A 23,371-nucleotide genomic window follows, 5' to 3' on the forward strand; every position below is an offset into this window, starting at 1 on the left:
CACGGGCGTAATCTCGTCGGTGTGTGGAACACCTGGCTGACGCGCACTCTGGACATCGACCTGCCGATCCTCGGCGCCCCGATGGGTGGCCGCGCCGGGGGTGAGCTCGCGGGACAGGTGACGGCCGCCGGCGGGCTGGGCATGATCGGCGCCGCCCGCTACGCCACGCCCGAGTGGATCGAAGAGCAGTTGCGGGTCATCCGGGCCGCCGCCGGCGCGGATGCGCCGCTCGCCTTCGGCCTGCAGACCTGGTCGCTCGCCGAGAGCCCGGAACTGCTCGACTCGGTGCTCGCTGCGCGGCCGAAGCTGGTGTCGCTGTCGTTCGGCGATCCCGCCCCGTTCGTGCAGCGGGTCAAGGACGCCGGGGCCGTGGTGATCTCGCAGATCAACTCCATCGAGGACCTGCGCGAGGTCGAGGCCGCAGGGGTGGACGCCGTGGTCGCGCAGGGCGGCGAGGCGGGCGGACACACGGGCCGGATCGCGACGCTGCCGCTCCTGCAGGAGGTGCTGCGCGCGACGGAGCTGCCCGTGCTCGCGGCGGGCGGCATCGGCACCGGCGCCGGACTCGCGGCGGTTCTCGCCGCCGGTGCGCAGGGCGCGCTGATCGGCACCGCCCTGCTCGCGTCGCCGGAGACCGTCGGGCCCGACTACGCGATCCCGGCGCTGCTCAAGGCGCGGAGCGTCGACACCGTCTACACCGACGTCTTCGACAAGGCGCGCCACCAGCCCTGGCCCACACGATGGTTCGGGCGCGCGCTCACCAATGACTTCACCGACCGCTGGCACGACGGCGACGGTGCCGAGGCGTCTTCCGGCACGGAGGAGGCGGTGAGCGCCGCCTATGACGGTGGCCTGCCCGAGGTCGGCGTCGTCTATGCGGGGCAGGCCGCGGGGCTCGTCGATGAGGCCCGCCCCGCCCGCGAGGTGGTCACCTCCATCGCCGCCGACGCCGAGGCCCGGCTGCGGGCGGCCGCCGGCCTGCTCGGCTGACTTCGGCCCTCGGCCGGTCAGAAGGCCGTCCCGAGCACCAGTGCGAGACCGGCGACGATCGCCATCGACACGGCCGCCCGTTTCGCCCACGCCAGGAATCCCGGGCCCGCGCCTCGGTGCGCGCAGACCGAGGCGCCGATGAGGCAGATCAGGCAGGCCGCCGGCACGCCGAACCCGAGCAGGATCGCGGCGCCCTCTATGGTGAGCGGATCGCCGGACGGGTTCGCGTACAGGCTGGAGAGCATCAGCACGTAGCCGGCCGCCCACACGAAGGGCATCTCGATCAGGATCACGGCCAGCCAGGCGACGATGATCGCCGCCGTGCTGTGCGAGCCGTCCGGTCCGGACACGCCCTGCTCGGCGCGAGGCTGTTCGTCCTGACGGGGTGCGAGGTGCGCCATTGACCCAGTGTCGCCCCGTGCCGCGTCGATGGCATCGGTGGAACTACTCAGATCCGACGGCGTCCGCCGGTGCGCACGTCGCGCGGATCCCGTTCCGGACGTGGGATCCGGGCCCGGTGTCGGTGGTGGCGGGTAGTTTCGTCTGCGTGAATGTCGACGCCGCCATCGCAGCCAGGACCGCTTCGCCCGCCGGAAGGGTGATCGGCTGATGGCGGGCCTCGTCGCACCGAAGATCTCGCCGCTGCGGCTCGGCGACCTCGTGGACGGGAACAGCGATGAGCTGATGCCGGGCGACACGGAGGACCGTCGCCGTTTCGCCGGACCCACCGTGAAGGGACGCGATCTCAGCGGAATCACCTTCAGCGAGTGCGAGCTGGCGGGCTGGGAGGTCCGGGACGCGGTCTTCACCGAATCGGCGTTCCTCGAGACGCGGATCACCGCGCTGTTCGCCACGGGTTTCCGGGCGTCGCGCTCGACCTTCCGTCAGGTCGAGGTCGATGATGCCCGGATCGGCGCCGTGGAGCTCATGGACTCCAAGCTGCGTTCCGTGGTCTTCACCGACGTCCGGCTAGGCTTCGTGAACCTGCGCGGCGCCGGGCTCACCGACGTGATCTTCCGGGGCTGCATGCTCGACGGCATCGACGCCGGCGACGCGACCCTGAACCGGGTGTCCTTCGAGGACTGCACCGCCGGCGAGATCGACGTGACGCGGGCGAAGCTGCAGCACGTCGACCTGCGCGGCCTGCAGGTCGAGCGGATCCGCGGGCTCGAGGGCATCGCGGGCGCCACCATGTCGCACCTGCAGGCGGTCGGCCTGGCGGAGGTCTTCGCCGCCCATCTGGGCATCACCATCACGGACTGACGACCTCCCGGACGGGCGAGGCGAGCGCCACCCCGATGATGATGCTCACGACCACGACGGCGAATCCGAGGAACGGCCACAGGAGTGTGCTGCGGCGCCGGGCGAGCGCCGCGCCGTACCCGACACTCGCGGTGGCAGCACCGAGCGCCGAACCGATCCACAACGTGATCATCGCCGCCACGGCATGCCCCTCGGAACTGCAGTCCTCGTAGGCGCAGGGGTCGGACGCCATGGCGAATCCCAGCGGCAGGAACAACGCTGTGAGCGCGGTGAACGCCAGGAAGGCGACGAGCAGGAGTCCACCGCAGACCGCGTCGACGAGGCGGGCCCGGGAGTTCGGGGCGGCGGGGGCGGCGCGTTCCGGCGCGGTCATAGCGCGAACGCCGCATTCGCCATGCCGGCGGTGACGACGGTGCAGAGCACCACGAGGCCGATGCCGACGAGCGGCCAGTAGAACCAGTACCGCCCACGGCGGGCCTGCACGACGCTGCCGACGAAGGTGCCGACGATGATCGCTGCTATGCCTCCCCACTGCAAGTAGATCGCCCGCCCGGCCGCCTCCGCCGCGGCGCACGGGGCGTCGACCGGGCAGCCGTCGGCCGCCATCGCGTAGAACCCGGCGAACATCGCCGCGATGTACGCGATGCCCAGCAGAAGGATCCACAGCACGGCGCCTGCGGCGACGTCCGCCGCCGCGGACCGCTGCGTCCGCGGAGCGGGCTCAGTCGTGATCAGGGTGGGGAGGGCAATCGGATCGCTCATGGGAATGAGCATCGCGCGATGCCGCCCGCACGGAATCCGTGGAACTACTCAGGTCCCGTCCGTGATCTCCCTGATTCTCTCCGCGAGGGGACCCGGGCGGGGGCGGTAGGTTCGAGGGGTGACCGTCGATGCCGTTCTCGCCCCCAGCACCCTGCCCTTCGCCCTGCCGGACTTCGCCGCGTTCGCGGACGCGGATTACGAGGCCGCGTTCGCCGAGGGCTTCGCCCGGCACCGTCGGGACATCGCGGCGATCGCCGAGAATCCCGAGCCCGCCACGTTCGCGAACACCGTCGAGGCGATGGAGCGCGCGGGGCAGGACCTGGGTCGCGTCGCCGCGGTGTTCTTCTCGCTGACGTCCACCGACCGCACCGACGCGCTGGAGGCGGCACAGGCAGCGATCTCCCCACGGTGGTCGGCGCACTTCGACGCGATCCTCATGGACGCCGCGCTGTTCGCCCGCATCGCCGAGCTCCACACTCGGCGAGCGGCTCTCGGCCTCGACGCCGAGCAGCAGCGCCTCCTGGAGCGCTACCACCTGCGATTCACCCGCGCCGGCGCAGGACTGGACGCCGCGGCGCAGGACCGCCTGAAGGAGATCAACACCGAGCTCGCCGAGCTCACGACCGAGTTCTCCCGCCGCACCCTCGCCGAGACCAATGCGTCCGCGGTGCCCTTCGCGACGGAGGCCGAGCTCGACGGGCTGGAGGCCGACACCGTCGCCGCCGCCCGAACCGCGGCCGAGGACGCGGGGCGCGGGGGATACCTTCTGGCGCTGGGCTACCCGCTGAACCAGCCCAACGTCGCCCGGCTGACGAACCGCGAGTCGAGGCGGAAGGTCTACGAGGCGTCGTCCGGGCGGAACACGCGTGGCGGCGAGAATGACACCCGCGAGCTGATCGCCCGCGTCGCCGGCCTGCGCGCCGAGCGGGCCGCGCTGTTCGGCTACCCGCATCACGCGGCCTACCAGATCGCCGACCAGACGGCAGGCACCGCGGAGGCCGCCCTCGGGATGCTGCGGGACCTCGCAGTCCCGGCAGCGCGGAACGCCGCCGCCGAGCGCGCCGAGCTGGAGGAACTGGCCGGCCATCCGATCGAGGCCTGGGACTGGCCCTTCTACGCCCGCCTCGCCGAGCAACGTGCGCAGGCCGGGGACGGCCCCGACGACGGGCCCCGGCTCAGCGACTTCCTGGCGCTGGACGCGGTGATCGAGAAGGGCGCGTTCGAGGCCGCCTCCCGGATGTACGGGCTCGTCTTCACCGAGCGCACAGACCTCGCCCTGCACCATCCGGACGCGCGGGCGTGGCAGGTTTCGGGGCCCGACGGTGCGCCGCTCGGCCTGTTCATCGGGGACTACTTCGCGCGGCCGAGCAAGCGCGGCGGGGCGTGGATGACGAGTTTCGTCGACCAGTCCGGTCTGCTGGACGCGCAGCCCGTGATCATCAACGTGTGCAACTTCGTTCGCCCGCCCGCGGGTCGTCCCGCGCTGCTCAGCCGGGACGAGGTGACCACCGTCTTCCACGAGTTCGGGCATGCTCTGCACGGGCTGCTCTCGGACGTGACCTACCCGTACTTCTCGGGCACGAGCGTCCCGCGCGACTTCGTGGAGTTCCCGTCCCAGTTCAACGAGATGTTCGCCGCCTGGCCGACGATCCTCGACGGCTACGCCCGGCACCACGAGACGGGCGAGGCACTACCCGAAGGACTGCGACGCTCGGTCCTCGAGCCCGGCACTCGCGGTGAGGGTTTCGGCACCGTCGAGTACTTGGCGGCGGCGGTGATCGACCTGGCCTGGCACACGATCGAGCCGGGCACCGTCGTCGCCGACGTCGAGGCCTTCGAGGCGGCTGCCCTCGCCGACGCCGGGCTCGATGTGGCAGGCGTGCCGCCGCGCTACCGCGGGCCGTTCTTCAACCACATCTTCTCGGGCGGGTACAGCGCCGGGTACTACAGCTACATCTGGTCGGAGGTGCTCGACGCCGACGCCTCGGCCTGGTTCACCGCGCACGACGGCCCGACGCGGGAGAACGGCGAGAAGCTCCGAGCGGCTGTGCTATCCCGCGGCGGGAGTGTCGATGCGTCGCAGGCCTACCGTGACTTCAGGGGTGCCGACCCCGACTTCGCTCCGCTCTTGGAGCGCCGCGGCCTGACTGCCTGACAGCTCGTCGAAACGCGGCTCGGCGCGGCCGCCTCCCGGCACCCGGCCAAGCGCTGACGCCGATCGTCGGCGGAGCGCCGCGTCGGAAGAAGTGTTCGAATCGTATGGCGCTGTCGCAAATATGCGCGTAGGATGGCGCTATGGCGCTTCCGTCAGCATTGCGAGATCTACCTGGTGAAGTCATTCCTCAGGGACTCGGTCGTGCTGCCGATGAGCGCGGAGTCGTGCAGGTTTTGTTCGAACAACGGCGGTCCGAGAACATCGCCTTCTGCCGCACCATGGCGAGTGTGTACGCGCTGCACCGGGTGATGTACGCGGACGGCGAGGCGGAGTACCTGGCGCGACCGGGTGACTACGCGGAGGCGGTGCAAGCCCGGCGTCGGCTCTCCGCTGCGGCAGAGGCTGTGGAGGCGCAGGTCTCCACGTTGCTGCGCATCGGATCGGCTGCGGCGTCACACGCGATCGAGACCGCCGTGGGCTTCGTCGAGCGCATCCCGAAGGTGTTCGCGCTCATCGGTGAGGGCGTCATCGCGCCGAAGGCCGGCGAGGTCGCGCTGACCCGCTCGCGGGTGCTCACCGGCGACCAGGTGGTCGTCTTCGACCGCCTCCTCGCGGACCGCCTCACCGAGCAGTACGAAGTGCTCTCGCTCCCCGCGCTGCGTGAAGCGGCGGATCTTCTGGTGGAGCAGATCGATCCGGACGGTGTGGAGCGGCGTCGCCGGGCGGCCGAACAGGACCGCCGGGTGACGTTCCGTCCGGAGGAGGACGGGATGGCCGCGGCGTTCGCGTTGCTGCCGGCGCACGACGTGCAGGAGCTGTCGACGCGGGTCGACCACATTGCCGGGACCGTGTGTGCCGAGGACCCGCGCACGCAGCCCCAGCGGTACGCGGACGGGCTGATGCAATTGACGCGGGGCTATTCCACTCTCGGGTGTCAGTGTGAGGCAACGGAATGCCGGTACCGCGAGGCGCGGTTCCAGGGCGAGCCCGATGCCGACGGCGTGATCACCCGGTTCATCACGATGATCAACGTGGTGGTGAACGAGCGGGACCTCGCTGAGCCGGCGGGGGACGCGGAGCGGTTGGCGGAGCCCGAACCAGTGGGCGAAGCGCCACCGGCGCCCGCGGGGCTCGGCTATCTGGTGGGCCACGGGCCCATCACTGGCGCGCACGCACGCGATCTCGCCGCTCGCGACGACGCGAAGCTCCGACCGTTCGGGCAGCGGATCTCCGATGTCGAGGCTGACGACGCCACGCCGGAGGTGGCCGGAGCGGCGCGGTGTTCGCCGGGGGCGCAGGAAAAGATGTCGCGCGGATCGAGGGACTTCGTGTTCGCATGCGCGTTAGCCGAGATCATCGCCCATCTGGAGGGGCACTCCGGGCCGGGCGAAGGGGTCGGCGGCACAAGCCCCGACGACCCGGGCCCCGATGATTCAGGCCCTGATGATTCCGGTCCCGGCGATGGTGATCCGCCGCCCGGTGGCGGAGGTCTGCCCGGTGGCGGAGGTCTGCCCGGTGCACTGGTCACAGCGCGCGGTAGCTCTGGATACCGGCCATCCGCGGATCTGAGGCGATATCTGCGGTTGGTGTTCCCGCGCTGCGTGTTCCCGTTCTGCAATCGCCCGGCGTCCAGGGCGCAGATCGATCATCGCCGCGAGTACGACCATCGCGCGCCCGAGCTGGGTGGTGGGACGACGGCTGAGCAGATTCAGCCGCTGTGCGTCGCCCACCATCAGGTGAAGACCGCCGGCGACTGGATCGACGCGCGCCTGCCGGACGGGCGGATCCTTTGGACGTCCCCGGACGGCAGGCGCTACATCGTCGACCCCAACGGGATCGTGCTGCAGCTCTTTCCGGACCTCGCGCGGGTCCACTGGCTCGTGCCCGAGCCTTCCGTGGCTTCGGAATCCGGAGCATCGGCACCGGGTGGGCGCACCCGGCTGCAACGCGAGCACGCGCGGCGGGAGCGACTGCGGCGCCGCAACGTCGCGGCGCTGGAGGCGGAACGGGCTCTGGAGCACCGCCCACGCAGCGACGTGGAGGCTTCGATCGCCGTCGCGCTCGGCGCGCCGCGTCCGCGATTCCAGGCACCGTCGTTCGACGGTCCGCCGCCCTACTGACGCTGCGGGAAGATCGCGCGTAGAGGTGAGGCGTCACCCTGGAGGACGCCCTCGGTGACGGCCTCGTCCACGCCGACGGTGCCGGTGGCGAGGCCGACGACGGTGTCGGGCGACGCGGTCAGGACCGTGCTTGGTCGCTCCGCCGGGACGAAGGCGGACGGCCCCGCCTTGTCGACGCGCACCACCATGAGGAAGCCCTCGACCTCGATCCCGGCCTCCACGGTAGGGGAGGCGGTGCGACCGCGCAGCAGGGCGGGGACGGCGAGCGTGAGCCAACGGGGCTGAAAGGCGTCGTCTCCACGGCCCGAGGCGAGCAGGGGGATGCCCCACCGCCCGAGTGCCTCCATCGGCTCGCGGAGCTCGGCGCCCCACGGCGTGAGTCGATAGACCACACCGGCACCGTCGAGGTGGCGTTCGACGATCCCGTTCGCTTCGAGGCTGCGCAGGCGATCCGCCAAGAGGTTCGTCGCGATCCCGGCGAGCGAGGTCTTCAGCTCGCCGTACCGCATCTCCCCGGGCAGCAGCTCGCGGACGATCAGGAGGGTCCATCGGTCGCCGATCACGTCCAGTGAGCGCGCGAGTGCGCAGAACTGACCGTACGAGCGGGCCGACACCGGAGGATTGACTTTTTCAACCATGCTTGATTGTATCAAGTCAATTCGCAGGATGGCGCGACCGAGGAGCGATTCGCATGGACATGACCATCAGCTGGCTCGCAGTACTCGCGGCGACCGTCGTCGGGTTCGTGATCGCCTTCGTCTGGTACAGCGACTGGGGTCTCGTGGGCGGGACGTGGCGCAAGCTGACCGGCGTCACGAAAGAGATCTCGGCCGGCGCGGGCAAGGGGCCGATGGTGATCTTCGTCGCCTCGCTGGTCTTGACGGCGATCGGCCTGGCGGCGGCGGACTCGCTCGCGGCCGGCTTCTTCGACTGCGATTCCCCGTGGCTCGGTGTCGCAGTCGGGGCAGCGGCGTGGGCGTGCTTCTCGTTGTCGACGCTGGCGCAGCACAACGGTTTCGAGATGAAGCCCACGCGACTGACCGTGATCAACTGCGCGTATCAGCTGGTCCTGTTCGTGGGCATGGGCCTGGCCGTCGGGCTGCTCCGGTAGTCGCTCGAGACCGTCGTCGAGGGCGCGTCAGTCCGCCAGTCGCCGCAGGATGTCGAGCTCGCACCCGGGTTCGGACGGGTCGTAGCCGTGCTCGATGAGCCAGCGTGAGACCAACAGGCAGCGCATGGACCACCATCCCCGCACGATGTCGCGATCGACCTCACCGCCGTAGCCGGTGAGCACGTCCTCCAGGCGATCGGGATGACCGAGAGTCATGGTCGCGAGGTCGTACGCGGGATCGCCCTGTGCGGCCTCGGACCAGTCGATGATGCCGGTCACGGCGCCGTCGGCGACGAAGACGTGCTCCACCTGGAGATCGCCGTGGATGAACGCCGGCTTCCAGGGGCGCAGAACGGATCGCGCGCTCTCGCGGTTCTGTGTGATGACCCGCTGGGGGAGCTCGCTGTGCTCAAGGAGCCACGCGCACTCGGCGTCGAGTTCTCGGCCGAGTCGCGCGGCCGACGGCCCGTGCCACGGTGGAAGCGGCGCATCGTGGAGAGCCCGGATCGCGGTTCCGGCGGCGATCCACGCCGACCTGGGAGCGGAATCCGGTCCGTCGAGCGAGCCGAGTGCCGTGCCGCGAACGGCTTTCACCGCAAGGACGGGTGGTTCGTGCCAGAGCACGTCCGGGGTGGGCACGGGCGCGAGCCGCATCGCGTCGATCTCTCGGCGCGCGTGCGTCGGATCGCCGTCGACTTTCAGGAAGGTGTCACCGACGCGCAGCGTCGCGCGCGAGCTGTGAGCGACGACCACGTCGACGGTGTCCACCTCGCGATCGTCGCGCACTCACCTGCTCGCGCGCCACGTGTTTGCGCGGCGTCAGGAGACGATCACACCGCGCGGGTCGGTGTGGCTGTCCCGGTCGGCGACGGCGCGACGGACGTCCCGCGCGCGGAAGTCCAGGCCGTCGTGGTCGCTCGTCAGCCAGACGAGGAAGACGATGAAAGTGATCAATGCCAGCACGCTGAGCATCTCGACCTCCTAGGTTCGAAGAGTCTCGATTGATAGTGATGATCCATCAAACTATCACCGGGACTCCGGTCGAACGAGGTGACGCTCAGCACGTCAGCGGCGGAAACGCAGCGTGACCAGCTGAAAGGGACTCAGAGTGAGGCGGACGTCACCGGCGGGCTCGGGAGCGTCGGCAGGGCGTTCCAGCAGGTCGGTGCGGACGGCAGACTCGTGGGGGAAGTCGGCGCGCACGGTCGCGGACGCGCGAGTGCCGCGGGACTCGTAGAGGCGCACGACCACGTCGCCGCTGTCGTCCTCCGCGAGCTTGACCGCCTCGACGATCACGCCCGGGTGGTCGACAGCGACCAGCGGGGAGACGGCCGCCGCGCCGGGGACGCTGCGCGGCGCGAGGTTCCGGCGGTAGCCCTCCTCGACGGCGTCGCCGATCGTCGCGCCCGGCCGCACCGAGACCGCGAGGCGGTGCCGGCCCTGGTCGGTCTCGGGATCGGGGTAGCGGGGCGCGCGGAGCAGCGAGAGCCGCACGACGGTGCCGGATGCGGCCGCGGTTGCGGTGCCGGAGGCGGCCTGGGTTGCGGTGCCGGGCGTCGCGCCGTCGGAATCGATGGGACGCCGCGTGATGTCGTGACCGTAGGTGGAGTCGTTCGCGACGGCGACGCCGTAATCGGGCTCGCCCACGTGCACCCAGCGGTGCGCGCAGATCTCGAACTTCGCGGCGTCCCACGACGTGTTGGCGTGCGTGGGCCGGAAGACGTGGCCGAACTGGGTCTCCGCGGCGCTGCGCTCGGCGTGGACGTCGAACGGGAAGGCCAGTTTGAGCAGCTTCTGCCGCTCGTGCCAGTCGATGTCGTTCTCGATGTCTAGGGCCGGGGAATCTGCTCGCAGGGAGATCCGCTGCGTGATCGTCGAGTCCCCGAAGGCGCGGCGCACCACGACGGCGTCGCGCTCGGCCGTCACCGCCTCCGCGTCGACGAGGTCCGTCACGTCGCGGCGGTAGAACGAGTCGATGTCCCACGCCTCCCAGTGGTTCGGGATGTCGCGGTGCAGTTGGAGCAGGTTACCGGGCGCCGCCATCGCCTCCCGGCCGGTCGCGGCGTCGACCAACGAGACGAGCAGGCCGCGGGCGTCGATCAGGGCGGAGACCACGCCGTTGTCCAGCCGGAAGCCCGATCCCTCGGGTGCCGGTGGGACGGACTCGGGCGCGTCGACCACCGCCGCGCCCAAGGCGGGTACCCCGTCGCGGGCGTGCGGTGCGGCGTTGAACACCAGTCGGCGCTCGCCGGCATCCGCGACCCGCTGCGTCCGGGAGTCGCTGCCCGCCAGCGCCTCCAGGGCCGCCGCGATGATCCGTTCGAGCCGCCGCGCCACCGCGGCGTAGTTCCGTTCCGCGTCCTGGTGCACCCAGGCGATGGAGCTGCCGGGCAGGATGTCGTGGAACTGCTGGAGCAGCACCAGGTGCCAGATCTCCTCGAACTCCTCCAGCGGGTACGCGAATCCGGTGCGGACGGCGGCGGTCGCCGCCCACAGCTCGGCCTCGCGCAGGAGGTGTTCGCTGCGCCGATTGCCCTGCTTCGTGTTGGCCTGCGACGTGTAGGTGCCGCGGTGGAACTCGAGGTACAGCTCGCCCACCCAGCGCGGCGGGTGCGGCAGCTCCGCGGCGGCGGCGTCGAAGAACTCCGCGGGCGAGGAGATCTCGACCGCGGGGGATCCCTCCAGCGACGCCGTGCGGGCGGCCGCGGCGAGCATCTCCCGGGTGGGGCCGCCGCCACCGTCGCCCCAGCCGAACGGGACGAGCGAGCGGGTGCCCGTGCCCTGCTCGCGGTAGTTCTTCTGCGCCCGAGCGAGATCCGCGCCGGACAGGTCCGAGTTGTACTTGTCGACGGGCGGGAAGTGTGTGAACAGCGCGGTGCCGTCGATGCCCTCCCACAGGAACGTCGAGTGCGGCATCCGGTTCGTCTGGTTCCACGAGAGCTTCTGCGTGAGGAAGTACTGCGAGCCCGCGGCGGCGACGATCTGCGGCATCGCCGCGGAGTAGCCGAAGGAGTCGGGCAGCCACGCCTCGGGAGTGTCGATCCCGAACTCGTGCAGGAAGAACCGCTTGCCCGCGACGAACTGCCGGGCCATCGCCTCGCCGCCGGGCATGTTGGTGTCGGCCTCGACCCACATGCCGCCCACCGGGATGAACTGCCCGGCCGCCACCTTGTCCTTGATCCGACCGAAGAGCTCGGGGTAGCGATCGCGCACCCACGCGAACTGCTGCGCGGAGGAGCAGGCGAAGCGGAACGAGGGATCGCGGTCCATGAGGTCCACGACGTTCGCGAAGGTTCGCGCGCACTTGCGGGCCGTCTCGCGGACCGGCCACAGCCACGCGGAATCGATGTGCGCGTGACCGACCGCCGTGATCCGGTGCGCCGACCCGTACGCCGGCGAGGCGAGCGCGGGCGCCAGCGCCGCCCTGCCCGCCGCCGCGGTGCCCGCGACGTCGTGCGGGTCCACCACGTCCAGCATCCGTTCCAGGGCGCGCAGCACCTCGTGCCGCCGGGGCAGGTCGAAGGGCAGCTCGTGCATGAGCCCGTTCAGCGTCCAGACGTCCTGCTGCAGATCCCACACCGTCAGGTCCCGCAGCGCGAGGTCGATCGTGCCGAGCCGGTACAGCGGACCGTCGCCGGCGGTCTCCCGGTCGCCCAGGTGGGTGGGGGAGACGAAGTCGCCGCCCAGGTCGGGATTGGCGGCCGCCTCGATGTACAGGTCCACGGGCTCGCCGGGCTCCAGCGGGACGTAGGCGTTGAAGGGCGAGATCCCCTTCACGACGGTGCCGTCCGCGCGGTACACGAGGCCCTCGGCGTTGAAGCCGGGGCCGCCGGTGAAGCCGAGCTCGACGCGGAGCTCGAGCGCGCCGTCGACGTCCGACCACTCCGACGGCGGCGCTCCGGTCACGTGCAGCCACAGCGTGGACCAGGGGGCGCCCCACGGGGTGCCGGGCGTGATCGCCGTGTACTCCTGGGCCACCGCCTCCGCGAAGGGCACCGGCTCGCCCGGCGCCGGCCACGCGGTCACCGTGACCGGGGCCGAGTGCGAATACACCGCCCCGTTCAGGAACTCCCGCGTGAACCTGTCGAGCCGCTCTTCGGTCAGCCGCCGGTCGTCGTGCATGACTGCACGTTACGGCCTCAGGGCGTGTGATGTGCGGGGAGGAACGCGGACGCGTCGTGCCCCGACTCCTCGGCCCGGATCACGTGCACCACCGCGTTGATCAGCGCCAGGTGAGTGAAGGCCTGGGGGAAGTTCCCGAGGTGCTTGCCCGACTTCGGGTCGATCTCCTCCGCGTACAGCTTCAGCGGCGACGAGTACGCGAGAAGCCGTTCGCACAGCGCCCGGGCGCGGGTGACCTCGCCGATCTCCACCAGCGCCGAGACCAGCCAGAACGAGCAGATCGTGAACGTGCCCTCCTCGCCGTGCAGGCCGTCGTCGGTCTCCTCGACGCGGTAGCGCAGCACGAGCCCGTCCTCGGTGAGCTCGTCGGCGATGGCGAGCACCGTCGCCTTCACCCGCGGGTCGTCGGACGGGAGGAACCGCAGCAGCGGCACCAGCAGCAGGGAGGCGTCGAGCGCGGGGGCGCCGTAGCGCTGGGTGAACACGCCGCGCGAATCCACGCCGTGCTCGAGGATGTCGGCCTTGATGACCTCGGCCTTCTCCGCCCACTCGCGGGCGTAGTCGTCCTCGCCGTGCATCGCCGCGAGCTTGGCCCCGCGGTCCAGCGCGACCCAGCACATGACCTTGGAACTGGTGAAGTGCTGCGGCTCGCCGCGCACCTCCCAGATGCCGCGGTCGGGCTCGCGCCAGTGCTTGAGCGCCTCCTCGACCTGCTCCTTGAGCACCGGCCACAGCGTCTCGGGGATCCGCTCGGAGGACTTGGTGTTCAGGTACACCGAGTCCAGCATCGTGCCCCAGATGTCGTGCTGGCGTTGGTCGAACGCCCCGTTGCCGATCCGGACGGGCCGCGCACCGTCGTACCCCGAGAGGTGCCCGAGCTCCTCCTCGAGGAGAGTGCGCTCCCCGCCGACCCCGTACATGACCTGCAGCGGGTGACGCTCGCCGTTGTTGGCACCGGAGACATCGGCGATGAAGGAGAAGAAGTCCTCGGCCTCGCGGTCGAGGCCCAGCGTGTACAGGCCCCAGAGCGCGAACGTGGAGTCGCGCACCCAGGCGTAGCGGTAGTCCCAGTTGCGGACGCCGCCCGGCGTCTCCGGGAGCGAGGTGGTCGACGCAGCCAGCAGCGCGCCAGTGGGGGAGTACGTCAGGCCCTTCAGGGTGAGCGCCGAACGCTGCAGGTAGGTGCGCCACGGGTGGTCGGGGAACTGGCCGCGGTTGATCCACTGCCGCCAGGACTCCGCGGTCGCCCACATCTTCTGCGTCGCCTCGGGGTAGGTCTGCGGCACGGGATGCTTGCTCCAGGACAGGGCGACGAAGACCTCATCGCCCTCCTTGAGGCGGGTGTGCGCCCGGGCCTCCCGGCCCTCCAGCCCCAGCCGCATGTTCGTCGTGAGCTTGAGCTCCGGGTTCTTCCCGAAGTCCGTGCGGGCCCGCGCGACGGCCTCGCCGTAGCCGTCCGCCGAGTAGGTCCACTCGGCGCCGGCCCGGTGGTAGTCGAAGGCCGGCTCGCAGTTGAGCTGCAGCTCGACGGTGCCGGACACGCACCGGGCCGTGCGGAGCAGGATGTGCTCGGCGTCCCAGTCCGTCGGGGTCCGACGGTGCGTCCGGGACCGGGTGCTCGTGTCGTGCCAGGGACCCATCACGAGGGCGTCGCGCACGATCAGCCAGCCGGTGGAGGTCTGCCACGTGGTCTCCAACATGAGGCTGCCGGGCAGGTAGCGCCGGTCGACGGGGACCTTCACGCCGTACGGCCCGAGCCGGAAGGAGCCGGCGCCGCGGTCGAGGATCGCGCCGAAGACGCTGGGGGAGTCGGGGCGGGGGATGCACATCCATTCGACGCTGCCGTCGCGCGCGATCAGGCAGGTGTTCTCGCAGTCCGAGAGGAAGGCGTAGTCGTGGATGGGCGGGAAGACCGCATCGCCGATCGACGGGGCGTCGGTCACGAGCGCATCGAGACCGAGCACATCGGGGCCGGGTGCGTCGGTGGTGGGGCCGTCGTTCTTCGCTGCCATGCACACCATGATGAGGCACGGTGGCGGGTTCGCGCACGGCGGTCGCTAGGCTGGTCGGGTGCATGCGATCGCGCAGTGGTGGGACTCGGTGGAGCTGTGGCTCACCGGACTGCCCTACGTACTGCAGGTCAGCCTCGTGATGGTTGTACTCGCAGTGATCGCAATGCTGGTGGTGCGCGTCCTCAGCGCCCTCATCGATCGCGTCGCCGACGCGCTCGACGCCCGCCTCGAGCGGTCAGGTCGCGCGGACATCGCAGGTCAGCGTGCCGGAGAAGGGAATGACGAGAGTGTCTGAGACAGGCGGCGGATGGCGGGCGCTCGTGCCCAAGTCGAAGGTGACCCTCGCGTTGATCGCGCTGCTGGTGCTCCTCGTCGTCGCGTGGGCCCTGCTGCGCTGACGGCTCTCCGTAGGATTCTCGCCTGACCTTGTCCCGAGGAGAACGGCGAGACGTGATCCGACCCAGCCTCCGCGGCCGTGCTGTGAGCATCGTCGCGATCGCCCTGACCGTGGTGCTCACGGCGTGCGGCGGCGGCTCCACCGACGACCCGCACGGCGTCGACATCTCCAGTGGCGACAAGCGGGTGAACCTCGTCGCCTTCGCGGCGCCCAAGCCCGCCTTCGACGTGGCCATCCCGCTGTTCCGCGAGACCAACCCCGACGTGGGCTTCTCGCAGTCCTACGGCGCCTCCGGCGATCAGTCCCGCAAGGTCGCGCGGCACGTGCCCGCCGACGTGGTGAACATGTCCGTCGCGCCGGACGTGACCCGCATCGTCAAGGCCGGGCTCATCGACAAGGACTGGGAGAAGGCCTACCCGCGGCGCTCCGTGCCCTTCACGTCCCTCGTCGCCGTCGTGGTCCGGCCCGGCAACCCGAAGGGCATCCACGACTGGGCCGACCTGCTCAAGCCCGGCGTCGAGGTGGTCACCCCGAACCCGGCGAGCTCGGGCTCGGCCAAGTGGAACCTGCTCGCGCCCTACGCCGCGCTCTCCAACGGCGGTCAGGAGCCGGCGAAGGGGCTGGCCTTCGTCAAGGAGCTCATCCGCGATCACACGACCGTGAGTCCCGGCTCCGGCCGCGACGCCACCTCCGCCTTCGAGTCCGGGCAGGGCGACGTGCTGCTCAGCTACGAGAGCGAGGCCGTGCTCCTGCAGCGGCAGAGTGAGAAGGACGGCAAGCCCAAGCCCGAGTACTTCATCCCGCCGCAGTCCTTCCGCATCGACCTGCCCGTCGCCGTCGTGAACACTGCGCAGTCCCTCGACGCGGCGAACCGCTTCGTCGGCTTCCTGTTCTCGCCCGAGGCGCAGCGCGCCATCCCGCGGTCGGGCTTCCGGGCCGGCGACCCCGCGATCGCCGCCGAGACCGCGCACCTGTTCCCCGCGCAGCCGCAGCGACTCTGGACGATCGACGAGCTCGGCGCGGTGCTTGGTAAGGGGACGGCCGCGAAGAACAACGGCAAGGACCTCACCGGCTGGGCCGCCGTCGACGCGGCGCTGTTCGGCGACAAGGGCGCCATCGCCGCGGCCTACAAGAACGGCGGCAAGTGATGCGGAGCCTGATCAACCCGCTGCGCATCGGCGTGGCCTGGCTGTGGATCTCGCTGATCGTGCTGCTGCCGATCGCGGCCATCACGACCAAGGCCTTCGACCACGGCTGGTCCGGGTTCTGGGTGGCGCTGACCGCGAAGAACGCGGTCTCCACCCTGGTCATCACCGTGTGGGTCTCGCTGCTGGTCACGCTGATCAACGTGGTGATGGGCACCGTCATCGCCTGGGTGCTCGTGCGCGACGACTTCCCCGGCAAGGGCGTCGTCAACGCCCTCATCGACCTGCCCTTCGCCCTGCCGACGATCGTCGCGTCGATCGTGCTGCTCTCGCTGTACGGGCCGGACAGCCCCGTCGGGCTGACGCTGAACGCGACCCAGCCGGCGATCGTCATCGCGCTGGCCTTCGTGACGCTGCCCTTCGTGGTGCGGCAGGTGCAGCCCGTGCTCATCGAGCTCGACCGCGAGGTCGAGGAGGCTGCGGCCTCCCTCGGCGCGCCCAACCGGGTGATCGCGGCGAAGATCGTCATCCCCACACTGCTGCCCGCGATCCTCTCCGGCGCCGGCCTCGCCTTCACCCGCGCGATCGGCGAGTTCGGCTCGGTCGTGCTGGTCGGCGGCAACATCCCCGGCCAGACGCAGGTGGCCTCGCAGTACATCCAGCAGCAGCTCGAGGTCGACAACCAGGTGGCCGCGTCCGCCATCTCGGTCGCGCTGCTCGCCATCGCCTTCGTGCTGCTGGCGGTGATGCGGTTCGTCGGATCGAGGACCGCGAAGAGGGAGGAGCAGGAGTGAATCTCTCCAGGAAGACGGTGCTGAGCCTCCGGTCGGTCGCGCTGCTGTACCTGCTGGTGCTGCTGGTGCTGCCCATCGGCGTGATCCTGTACCGCTCGTTCGAGCGCGGCTTCGGTGAGTTCTGGGCCTGGATCACCACCCCGGCCGCGATCTCGGCGCTGCAGCTCTCGCTGCTCATCGTCGCGATCGTGGTGCCGCTCAACGTGATCTTCGGCGTGCTCGTCGCGCTGGCCCTGGCCCGTGGGAAGTTCCGCGGCAAGGCCGCGCTGCAGGCCGCGGTAGACCTGCCCTTCGCGGTCTCGCCGGTGGTGGTGGGCGTCGCGCTCATCATGTTGTGGGGCGTGGGAGGCTGGTTCGGCGGCATCGAATCCCTCGGCTTCCGGATCATCTTCGGGCTGCCCGGCATGGTGCTGGCGACGACCTTCGTGACGCTGCCCTTCGTGGTGCGCGAGGTGGAGCCGGTGCTGCACGAGATCGGGCAGGACCAGGAGCAGGCCGCCGCGACCCTGGGCGCGAGCGCCTGGCAGACCTTCTGGCGGATCACGCTGCCGGCGATCCGCTGGGGCCTGACCTACGGCGTGGTGCTCACGATCGCCCGAGCGCTGGGCGAGTACGGCGCCGTGCTCATGGTCTCGTCGAACTTCCCCGGCATCTCGCAGACGCTCACCCTGCTGGTGAGCTCGCGCAACCACGACGACTACAACACCTTCGGGGCGTACGCCGCCGCGACGCTGCTCATGCTGCTGGCGCTCGTCGCGCTGGTGGCGATGTCCCTGCTCGAAGCGACCCGCAGGAGGAACCGCGATGACGATTAACGTGGTGGGAGCCAACAAGCGCTACGGCGACTTCGCGGCCCTCGATGACGTCTCCCTGGAGATCCCGGACGGCTCGCTGACCGCGCTGCTCGGGCCCTCCGGATCCGGCAAGTCGACGCTGCTGCGCTCGATCGCCGGCCTCGACCGGCTCGACTCGGGCCTCGTCGAGATCAACGGCGTCGACGTCACGCACGCGACCCCGCAGCAGCGCGACATCGGCTTCGTCTTCCAGCACTACGCCGCGTTCAAGCACATGACGGTGCGGGAGAACGTCGCGTTCGGGCTCAAGATCCGCAAGCGCCCGGCGGCCGAGGTGAAGGCCAAGGTCGACGACCTGCTCGAGGTCGTCGGGCTCAGTGGCTTCCAGACCCGCTACCCCGCGCAGCTGTCGGGCGGCCAGCGCCAGCGCATGGCGCTCGCCCGCGCGCTGGCGGTGGACCCGCAGGTGCTGCTGCTCGACGAGCCCTTCGGCGCGCTGGACGCGAAGGTGCGCGACGAGCTGCGGTCCTGGCTGCGCCGGCTGCACGACGAGGTGCACGTGACCACCGTGATCGTGACCCACGACCAACAGGAGGCGCTCGACATCGCCGACCGGATCGCGGTCCTCAACAAGGGTCGCATCGAGCAGGTCGGCACCCCGTCGGACGTCTACGACCGGCCCGAGACCGAGTTCGTCATGTCCTTCCTCGGCTCCGTCGCGAAGCTCAACGGCGTGCTCGTACGCCCGCACGACATCCGCGTCGGCCGCACGCCCGAGTTGGCCCGCGCCGGCGGGCTGACCGCGGAGGAGGCGGGCGTGCTGCGCGCCGAGGTCGAGCGCGTGGTCTACCTCGGCTTCGAGGTGCGCGTCGAGTTGAAGAACGCCGCGACGGGGGAGCGCTTCCAGGCGCAGATCACCCGCGGTGACGCCACCGCGCTGGACCTCGCGGAGGGCGACGTCGTGTACGTACGCGCCACCCACGTGCCGGAGATCGCCGCGCCGAAGTAGCGATCGGCGCCTCGCCGTCGATGTACGGTCGTGAACATGGCGGCGCGGGATGAGCAACCGCGGGACCTGCGGGGAGCTGCGGACCTGCGGGCGCGGGACGTCGACCGGGTGTGGGTCATGGCCCGCGTCGACGAGGCCTTCACCGACGGGCAGCTGACGGTGGACGAACACCTCGACCGCCTCGCCGCTGCTCGCGCCGCGACGACCATTCGGGAGCTCGACCTCGTGCTGCGCGACCTCCAGGTTCCGGTGGCCCCGAGCGCGCACCGTCGGGGGGAACGGCGCGCGCGGGTGGCGGTCGTCGTGGTCGCGATCGCGGTCGTGGTCACGATTCTCGCGGTGGCGATCGCGTGGTTCTCGGCCGAGTCCGTCCCCGACCGGCCCGCGGCCGCCGACGACCGCCCCGGTGCCGCGGCGCAGGTGGCGGACCGCCTCGTGGGCGGGCCGATGTTCTCCGCCGCCGGCCTCGATGAGGTGGTGCGCGCGACCCGGGAGAAGTTCGGCACCACGGTGATCGAGGGCGTGCACTTCTACCGGGACAAGGCGGTGGTCAGGGTCCCGGAGGCGGTGTCGCCCACCGGTGCGGCGTGGTACACGTACTCCCTCGGAGGGGCGTTCCACGACCGCGAGGTCTACGGCGGCCAGGCGGTGTCGTCGGACGCGGCGCTCCGCGTCGACGTCGCGCGGCTCGACACGAGGCGCCTCGCGGAGCTGATCGCGTCCTCGCCCGAACGGCTCGGGCTCACGGGCGCCGCGAATCTGTCGCCGAACGTGCCCTTCCGCGTGACGGTCGGCGGCGACGACGGCGGCCAGGTCTGGATCGGCGTCAATGACATCGGTATCGACTCGCACCTCGTCGCGGGCCTGGATGGAGCGATCCTCGGCGTCCATCGCTGCGGGTGGGGCTGCTGAGCCGGAAACCCGGTTGTGTGCGTCGGTAATGTTGGCGGTATGACCGATTCGAGCGGTATCGACTTCCAGCGCGTCACCACCCGTGAGCAACTCCTCGGCTTCCAGGAGTGCGCGACCATCGGCTTCCAGAGCAAGATGCCCGACGCCGAGCAGTGGCTCGAAGCGGTGTCCGCGCAGCTGGATTCGCTCGACCACCGCGTCGCGGTCGACGGCGGGCGCACCGTCGGGACCTTCCTCTCCTTCGACCAGGAGCTGACCGCCGTCGGCGGCGCGCGGGTGCCCGTGCGCGCGATCTCGGCGGTGACGGTGCTGCCCACGCACCGTCGCCGCGGCATCCTCGGCACGCACATGCGCGAGTGCCTCTCCGCAGCCCTCGCCGGCGGCGCGCCCGCGGCCACCCTGATCGCCGCCGAGCAGGCGATCTACGGCCGCTACGGCTTCGGGCAGAGCACCGAGACCGTCGACGTCCGGGTCGCCGTGGACCGCGGCCGCCTGCCCGAGCCGCCCGTCGGCGAGGTGCGGTACGCCCGGAGCGAGGACTACCTCGCCGCGTCGATCCGCGTCCGCGAGCTGCTCGACTATCCCGGGCAGGTCTCGAAGCTCGACATCAACCTGCGCCGCACGGCCGGGGTGCTGCCGGGCGGCGGGCCCGACGAGACCCTGCGCGTGGTGCTGCGTCGCGGCGGCGACGTCGCGGGCGTGCTGGCCTACACGGTCGCGCCCAAGTGGACCGACAGCCGGCCCGACTCCACGCTCAAGGTCACCGAGCTGCTCGCCGTCGACGCGTCCGCCGAGCGCGACCTCTGGTCCTTCGCGATGAGCATCGACTGGGTGCTGTGGGTCGAGGCGTCGCAGCGGCCCCTGGACGACGTCGTGAGCACCGTCCCCGCCGACCCTCGCACCGTGCAGCTGTCCAACCGCACCGACTTCCTGTGGATCCGGCCCTTCGACGTACCCGCCCTGTTCTCGGCGCGCACCTACGCCGCGCCGGGCCGGCTCGTGCTCGACGTCACCGATCCGGGGTTCGACGGTGCCGGCCCCGGCCCCGCGCACGGGCGTTTCCTGATCTCCACTGACGGGGGAGCGGGCACCTGCTCGCCCACCGACGAGCCCGCGGACCTGGCCGTCGACATCGCCGACCTCGGCCGGCTGTGGCTCTCCGACGAGCCGGTGTCGCGGCGCGTCGCGACCGGGGCGATCCGCGAGCTGTCCGACGGGGCGGCTGCCCGCGCCGACCTGATGCTGTTCAGCCCGCGCCGGGCGTGGGCCGTCGAGATGTTCTGACGCAGGCGGCGTCAGTCGGACGGGGCGGTCGCCGCGCGGTGGTCGCGGGACGCGGCGACGACGCGGGCGATGAGCGCGCGCAGCGTCTCCAGGTCCTCCGTCCCGACGGCGGCGCCCACGTGATCGGCCCAGGCATGCTGCTCGGCGGCCATGGCGGCCACGGCGGCGCGGCCGGCATCGGTAGGGGCGAGCAGCTTCGCGCGACGGTGGTGCGGGTTGTCCGCCCACTCCGCCCAGCCGCGGTCCACTACGTCGTTCGCCACGCGCTGCACGCTCTGCCGGGTGAGTCCGAGGCCGATCCGTCGCGCGATCTCGGACACGGGCCGCGCCTCGTCGAGCGTCGCCCCCAGGACCTGCCACTGCGCGGGGGTGAGGGCGTGGGGGCCGGTGATCGCCGCCGCGGCGGCGAGGAACTCCCCGTTCAGCTCGAACGCGGGGAGGACCAGTGCGGTGAGGGCGTCACCCTCAGGCGTTCTGCCAGGCACTCGTCGCCTCCATCAGCCGGTGGAAATGGCGGGTCTCGCCGGTGCGGAACAGCTGCTCCCAGGCGTCCGCCACGTCGTCGGGGTACAGGCCGGTGACCCGCATGACCTCGGCGGTGAACGGCACCGCGTGAATGCCGCTCGCCGTGGTGATCCCGCGGTCGGTGACCACGGGCGCGTCGGTGTAGAGCGCGCCGCCCGTGTAGCCGGTGAGCTGGAGGTAGCCGGGGTCGTTGGAGGTGTGGCGGCGGTCGTCGAGCAGGCCGGCGCGGGCGAGGAGGAAGGTGGCGCCGCAGATGGCGGCCACCGGAACGCCCCGCGCGAGCAGGCCCTCCGCGGTCTCGAGCACTCGCTCGTGCCCCTCGTCGTAGCGCTCCCCACCGGGGAGGATCAGCGCCGCGAGCGCACCGTCGTCGACGAGATCGGCGACGTCGCGCGTGGGACGCACCGGCATTCCGCCGAGCGAGGTCACCTCGTCGAGTCCATCGCCGACCAGCGTGAGGGTGAAGCGACCCGGCCGGGCCTGCTCGGCCTGCGCGATCTGGGTGGTGAGGTAGGCGTACTCCCAGTCGGCCATGGTGTCGGTGGCGTACAGGGCGATGGTGCGAGGGGACATCGAATGCTCCTAATGACAGTGTGCTGTCAGTATGACAGCACACTGTCAATAGATCCAGGGGTGGCGCAGAAACGGCGCCGGCCGCGCCCCGAGAACGGGGCGCGGCCGGCGGACCGTCGAACTGCTCAGACCAGGTGGGCCAGGGCGTCCCCGACCAGGCCCGCGGCGAGCGTGTTGCCGCCCGCGGGGTCGATGAGCAGGAACGAGCCCATCTCCCGGTTCTTGTCGTAGTCGTCCGCGACGATCGGCTCCGCGGTCTGGACGGTGATGCGGCCGATCTGGTTCAGCTCCAGCGTGCTGCCCTCGCCGACAGTGAGATTCTGCTCGTCGAAGACCGCGTCCAGCCCGCCGATGATGGCCTGCGTGGTCTTGGTGCCGTGCTTGAGCAGCAGCCGCGCACCGATGCGCAGCGGCTTCTCGGCCAACCAGCACACCGTCGCCTCGAACTGCTGTCGCGCCTCGGGGGCATCCGCGGCGGAGACGATCACGTCGCCGCGGCTGACGTCCACGTCGTCGGCGAGGATCACTGTCACGGAGCGGCCGGTGTGCGCGGAGGCGAGCTCGCCGTCCGGGGTGTCGATCCGCTCAACCCGGCTGCGGGTGCCGGCGGGCAGGACGAGCACCTCGTCGCCCACGTCGACGGTGCCGGCGGCCACCTGCCCGGCGTACCCGCGGTAGTCGGGGTACTCGGGCGTGCGGGGCCGGATCACGTACTGCACGGGGAAGCGGAAGCCGATCGGCTTCGTGTCCGGGTCCGTGGGGATCGACTCGAGGTGCTCGATGAGCGACGGGCCGTCGTAGTACGGCGTCTGGTCCGACCGCGAGGCGACGTTGTCGCCGTGCAACGCCGAGACCGGGATGGCGTGGACGGACTCCTCGGCCCAGCCCAGCGAGCCGGTGAGCGCGCGGAATTCGGCGGAGATCTCCTGGAACACCGACGCGGGGTCCTCCACCAGGTCGATCTTGTTGACCGCGAGCACGAGCCGCGGAACGCCCAGCAGCGACAGCACCGCAGCGTGCCGGCGGGTCTGCTCGATGACGCCCTTGCGCGCGTCGGTCAGCAGGATCACGACCTGTGCGGTCGACGCGCCGGACACCGTGTTGCGGGTGTACTGCACGTGGCCGGGGGTGTCGGCGAGGATGAAGGACCGGTTGGGCGTGGCGAAGTAGCGGTAGGCCACGTCGATCGTGATGCCCTGCTCGCGCTCGGCGCGCAGGCCGTCCACCAGGAGCGACAGGTCCGGGGTGTCGAGGCCCTTGTCGACCGATGCGCGGGTCACGGCGTCGATCTGGTCGGCGAGCACGGACTTCGTGTCGTAGAGCAGCCGCCCGACGAGGGTGGACTTGCCGTCGTCGACGGAGCCGGCGGTGGCCAGGCGCAGGAGCGCGGGAGCGGTGTTCAC

General features: G+C 71.1%; 23 protein-coding genes. 12 read left to right on the forward strand and 11 right to left on the reverse strand.

The genetic code is table 11. The annotated features are described in order from the left end of the window. Window positions 1–21: 21 nt before the first annotated feature. On the forward strand, window positions 22–990 hold the full coding sequence (locus tag LB823_RS08485) for a nitronate monooxygenase family protein (RefSeq protein ID WP_224646452.1): 969 nt from the start codon (window positions 22–24) through the stop codon (window positions 988–990). 17 nt (window positions 991–1,007) lie between these two features. Here the strand turns inward: LB823_RS08485 and LB823_RS08490 are convergent, their stop codons facing one another. Further along, entirely contained in the window at window positions 1,008–1,391 is a 384-nt protein-coding gene (locus LB823_RS08490; RefSeq protein ID WP_224646453.1) for a hypothetical protein, read from the reverse strand. A 208-nt stretch (window positions 1,392–1,599) separates the two neighbouring features. Here LB823_RS08490 and LB823_RS08495 point away from each other — a divergent pair, with 208 nt between their 5' ends. Continuing rightward, window positions 1,600–2,253 (forward strand): pentapeptide repeat-containing protein, encoded by a 654-nt coding sequence (locus LB823_RS08495; protein ID WP_224646454.1) that lies wholly within the window; start codon window positions 1,600–1,602, stop codon window positions 2,251–2,253. On the opposite strand, the gene LB823_RS08500 is transcribed toward LB823_RS08495, so the two are convergent. Then, on the reverse strand, window positions 2,243–2,626 hold the full coding sequence (locus tag LB823_RS08500; protein ID WP_224646455.1) for a hypothetical protein: 384 nt from the start codon (window positions 2,624–2,626) through the stop codon (window positions 2,243–2,245). The genes LB823_RS08495 and LB823_RS08500 overlap by 11 nt on opposite strands. Further along, window positions 2,623–3,015, reverse strand: coding sequence for a hypothetical protein (locus LB823_RS08505; protein ID WP_224646456.1), 393 nt, complete (start codon window positions 3,013–3,015; stop codon window positions 2,623–2,625). The genes LB823_RS08500 and LB823_RS08505 overlap by 4 nt, the downstream gene beginning before the upstream one ends. Window positions 3,016–3,133: 118 nt before the next feature. On the opposite strand from LB823_RS08505, the gene LB823_RS08510 reads away from it, so the two are divergent. Both LB823_RS08510 and LB823_RS08515 read left to right on the forward strand, forming a co-directional pair. Continuing rightward, window positions 3,134–5,170 (forward strand): M3 family metallopeptidase, encoded by a 2,037-nt coding sequence (locus tag LB823_RS08510; RefSeq protein WP_224646457.1) that lies wholly within the window; start codon window positions 3,134–3,136, stop codon window positions 5,168–5,170. A 140-nt stretch (window positions 5,171–5,310) separates the two neighbouring features. Beyond that, complete coding sequence (locus LB823_RS08515; protein WP_224646459.1) at window positions 5,311–7,290, forward strand: HNH endonuclease signature motif containing protein; 1,980 nt, start codon at window positions 5,311–5,313, stop codon at window positions 7,288–7,290. Here LB823_RS08515 and LB823_RS08520 read toward each other — a convergent pair. Next, window positions 7,284–7,928: a helix-turn-helix domain-containing protein gene (locus LB823_RS08520; RefSeq protein WP_224646461.1), complete on the reverse strand. Its 645-nt coding sequence runs from the start codon at window positions 7,926–7,928 to the stop codon at window positions 7,284–7,286. The two genes, LB823_RS08515 and LB823_RS08520, sit on opposite strands and share 7 nt — an antisense overlap. Before the next feature lie 53 nt (window positions 7,929–7,981). On the opposite strand from LB823_RS08520, the gene LB823_RS08525 reads away from it, so the two are divergent. Then, window positions 7,982–8,401, forward strand: coding sequence for a DUF1761 domain-containing protein (locus LB823_RS08525; RefSeq protein WP_224646463.1), 420 nt, complete (start codon window positions 7,982–7,984; stop codon window positions 8,399–8,401). A gap of 27 nt (window positions 8,402–8,428) precedes the next feature. Here LB823_RS08525 and LB823_RS08530 read toward each other — a convergent pair whose 3' ends face one another. From LB823_RS08530 to LB823_RS08545, 4 genes are all read right to left on the reverse strand, one after another. Then, window positions 8,429–9,187, reverse strand: a complete 759-nt coding sequence (locus LB823_RS08530) for a phosphotransferase family protein (RefSeq protein ID WP_224646464.1) — start codon at window positions 9,185–9,187, stop codon at window positions 8,429–8,431. A 33-nt stretch (window positions 9,188–9,220) separates the two neighbouring features. Continuing rightward, on the reverse strand, window positions 9,221–9,373 hold the full coding sequence (locus LB823_RS08535) for a hypothetical protein (protein ID WP_224646465.1): 153 nt from the start codon (window positions 9,371–9,373) through the stop codon (window positions 9,221–9,223). 93 nt (window positions 9,374–9,466) lie between these two features. Beyond that, window positions 9,467–12,523: a glycoside hydrolase family 38 C-terminal domain-containing protein gene (locus LB823_RS08540; RefSeq protein WP_224646466.1), complete on the reverse strand. Its 3,057-nt coding sequence runs from the start codon at window positions 12,521–12,523 to the stop codon at window positions 9,467–9,469. 17 nt (window positions 12,524–12,540) lie between these two features. Further along, complete coding sequence (locus LB823_RS08545; protein WP_374201297.1) at window positions 12,541–14,544, reverse strand: glycoside hydrolase family 15 protein; 2,004 nt, start codon at window positions 14,542–14,544, stop codon at window positions 12,541–12,543. A gap of 49 nt (window positions 14,545–14,593) precedes the next feature. Between LB823_RS08545 and LB823_RS08550 the strand changes: the two genes are divergently transcribed. The 7 genes from LB823_RS08550 (at window position 14,594) to LB823_RS08580 (ending at window position 20,870) form a co-directional block, all read left to right on the forward strand. Continuing rightward, window positions 14,594–14,830: a hypothetical protein gene (locus tag LB823_RS08550; protein ID WP_224646468.1), complete on the forward strand. Its 237-nt coding sequence runs from the start codon at window positions 14,594–14,596 to the stop codon at window positions 14,828–14,830. Window positions 14,831–14,985: 155 nt separating this feature from the next. Beyond that, window positions 14,986–16,080 carry a sulfate ABC transporter substrate-binding protein gene (locus LB823_RS08555; protein ID WP_374201298.1) on the forward strand — a complete coding sequence of 365 codons (1,095 nt, stop codon included), beginning with the start codon at window positions 14,986–14,988 and terminating at the stop codon, window positions 16,078–16,080. Then, complete coding sequence (gene cysT / locus LB823_RS08560) at window positions 16,080–16,871, forward strand: sulfate ABC transporter permease subunit CysT (protein WP_224646469.1); 792 nt, start codon at window positions 16,080–16,082, stop codon at window positions 16,869–16,871. Before LB823_RS08555 ends, cysT begins: the two co-directional genes overlap by 1 nt. Beyond that, window positions 16,868–17,686: a sulfate ABC transporter permease subunit CysW gene (cysW, locus tag LB823_RS08565; RefSeq protein WP_224646470.1), complete on the forward strand. Its 819-nt coding sequence runs from the start codon at window positions 16,868–16,870 to the stop codon at window positions 17,684–17,686. The genes cysT and cysW overlap by 4 nt, the downstream gene beginning before the upstream one ends. Further along, window positions 17,676–18,674 (forward strand): sulfate/molybdate ABC transporter ATP-binding protein, encoded by a 999-nt coding sequence (locus LB823_RS08570; protein ID WP_224646471.1) that lies wholly within the window; start codon window positions 17,676–17,678, stop codon window positions 18,672–18,674. Before cysW ends, LB823_RS08570 begins: the two co-directional genes overlap by 11 nt. A gap of 36 nt (window positions 18,675–18,710) precedes the next feature. Further along, window positions 18,711–19,586 carry a DUF1707 domain-containing protein gene (locus tag LB823_RS08575; protein ID WP_224646472.1) on the forward strand — a complete coding sequence of 292 codons (876 nt, stop codon included), beginning with the start codon at window positions 18,711–18,713 and terminating at the stop codon, window positions 19,584–19,586. Between the two features lie 39 nt (window positions 19,587–19,625). Next, window positions 19,626–20,870, forward strand: a complete 1,245-nt coding sequence (locus LB823_RS08580) for a GNAT family N-acetyltransferase (protein WP_224646474.1) — start codon at window positions 19,626–19,628, stop codon at window positions 20,868–20,870. An 11-nt stretch (window positions 20,871–20,881) separates the two neighbouring features. Here the strand turns inward: LB823_RS08580 and LB823_RS08585 are convergent, their stop codons facing one another. The 3 genes from LB823_RS08585 to LB823_RS08595 form a co-directional block, all read right to left on the reverse strand. Then, window positions 20,882–21,355, reverse strand: a complete 474-nt coding sequence (locus LB823_RS08585; protein WP_224646476.1) for a MarR family winged helix-turn-helix transcriptional regulator — start codon at window positions 21,353–21,355, stop codon at window positions 20,882–20,884. Continuing rightward, complete coding sequence (locus tag LB823_RS08590; protein ID WP_224646478.1) at window positions 21,336–21,968, reverse strand: DJ-1/PfpI family protein; 633 nt, start codon at window positions 21,966–21,968, stop codon at window positions 21,336–21,338. The genes LB823_RS08585 and LB823_RS08590 overlap by 20 nt, the downstream gene beginning before the upstream one ends. 125 nt (window positions 21,969–22,093) lie before the next feature. Further along, window positions 22,094–23,371 carry a sulfate adenylyltransferase subunit 1 gene (locus tag LB823_RS08595; RefSeq protein WP_224646548.1) on the reverse strand — a complete coding sequence of 426 codons (1,278 nt, stop codon included), beginning with the start codon at window positions 23,369–23,371 and terminating at the stop codon, window positions 22,094–22,096.

Origin of the sequence: Tsukamurella sp. M9C (assembly GCF_020169415.1) — a bacterium.
In the GTDB taxonomy this organism is placed as follows: Bacteria; Actinomycetota; Actinomycetes; order Mycobacteriales; family Mycobacteriaceae; genus Tsukamurella.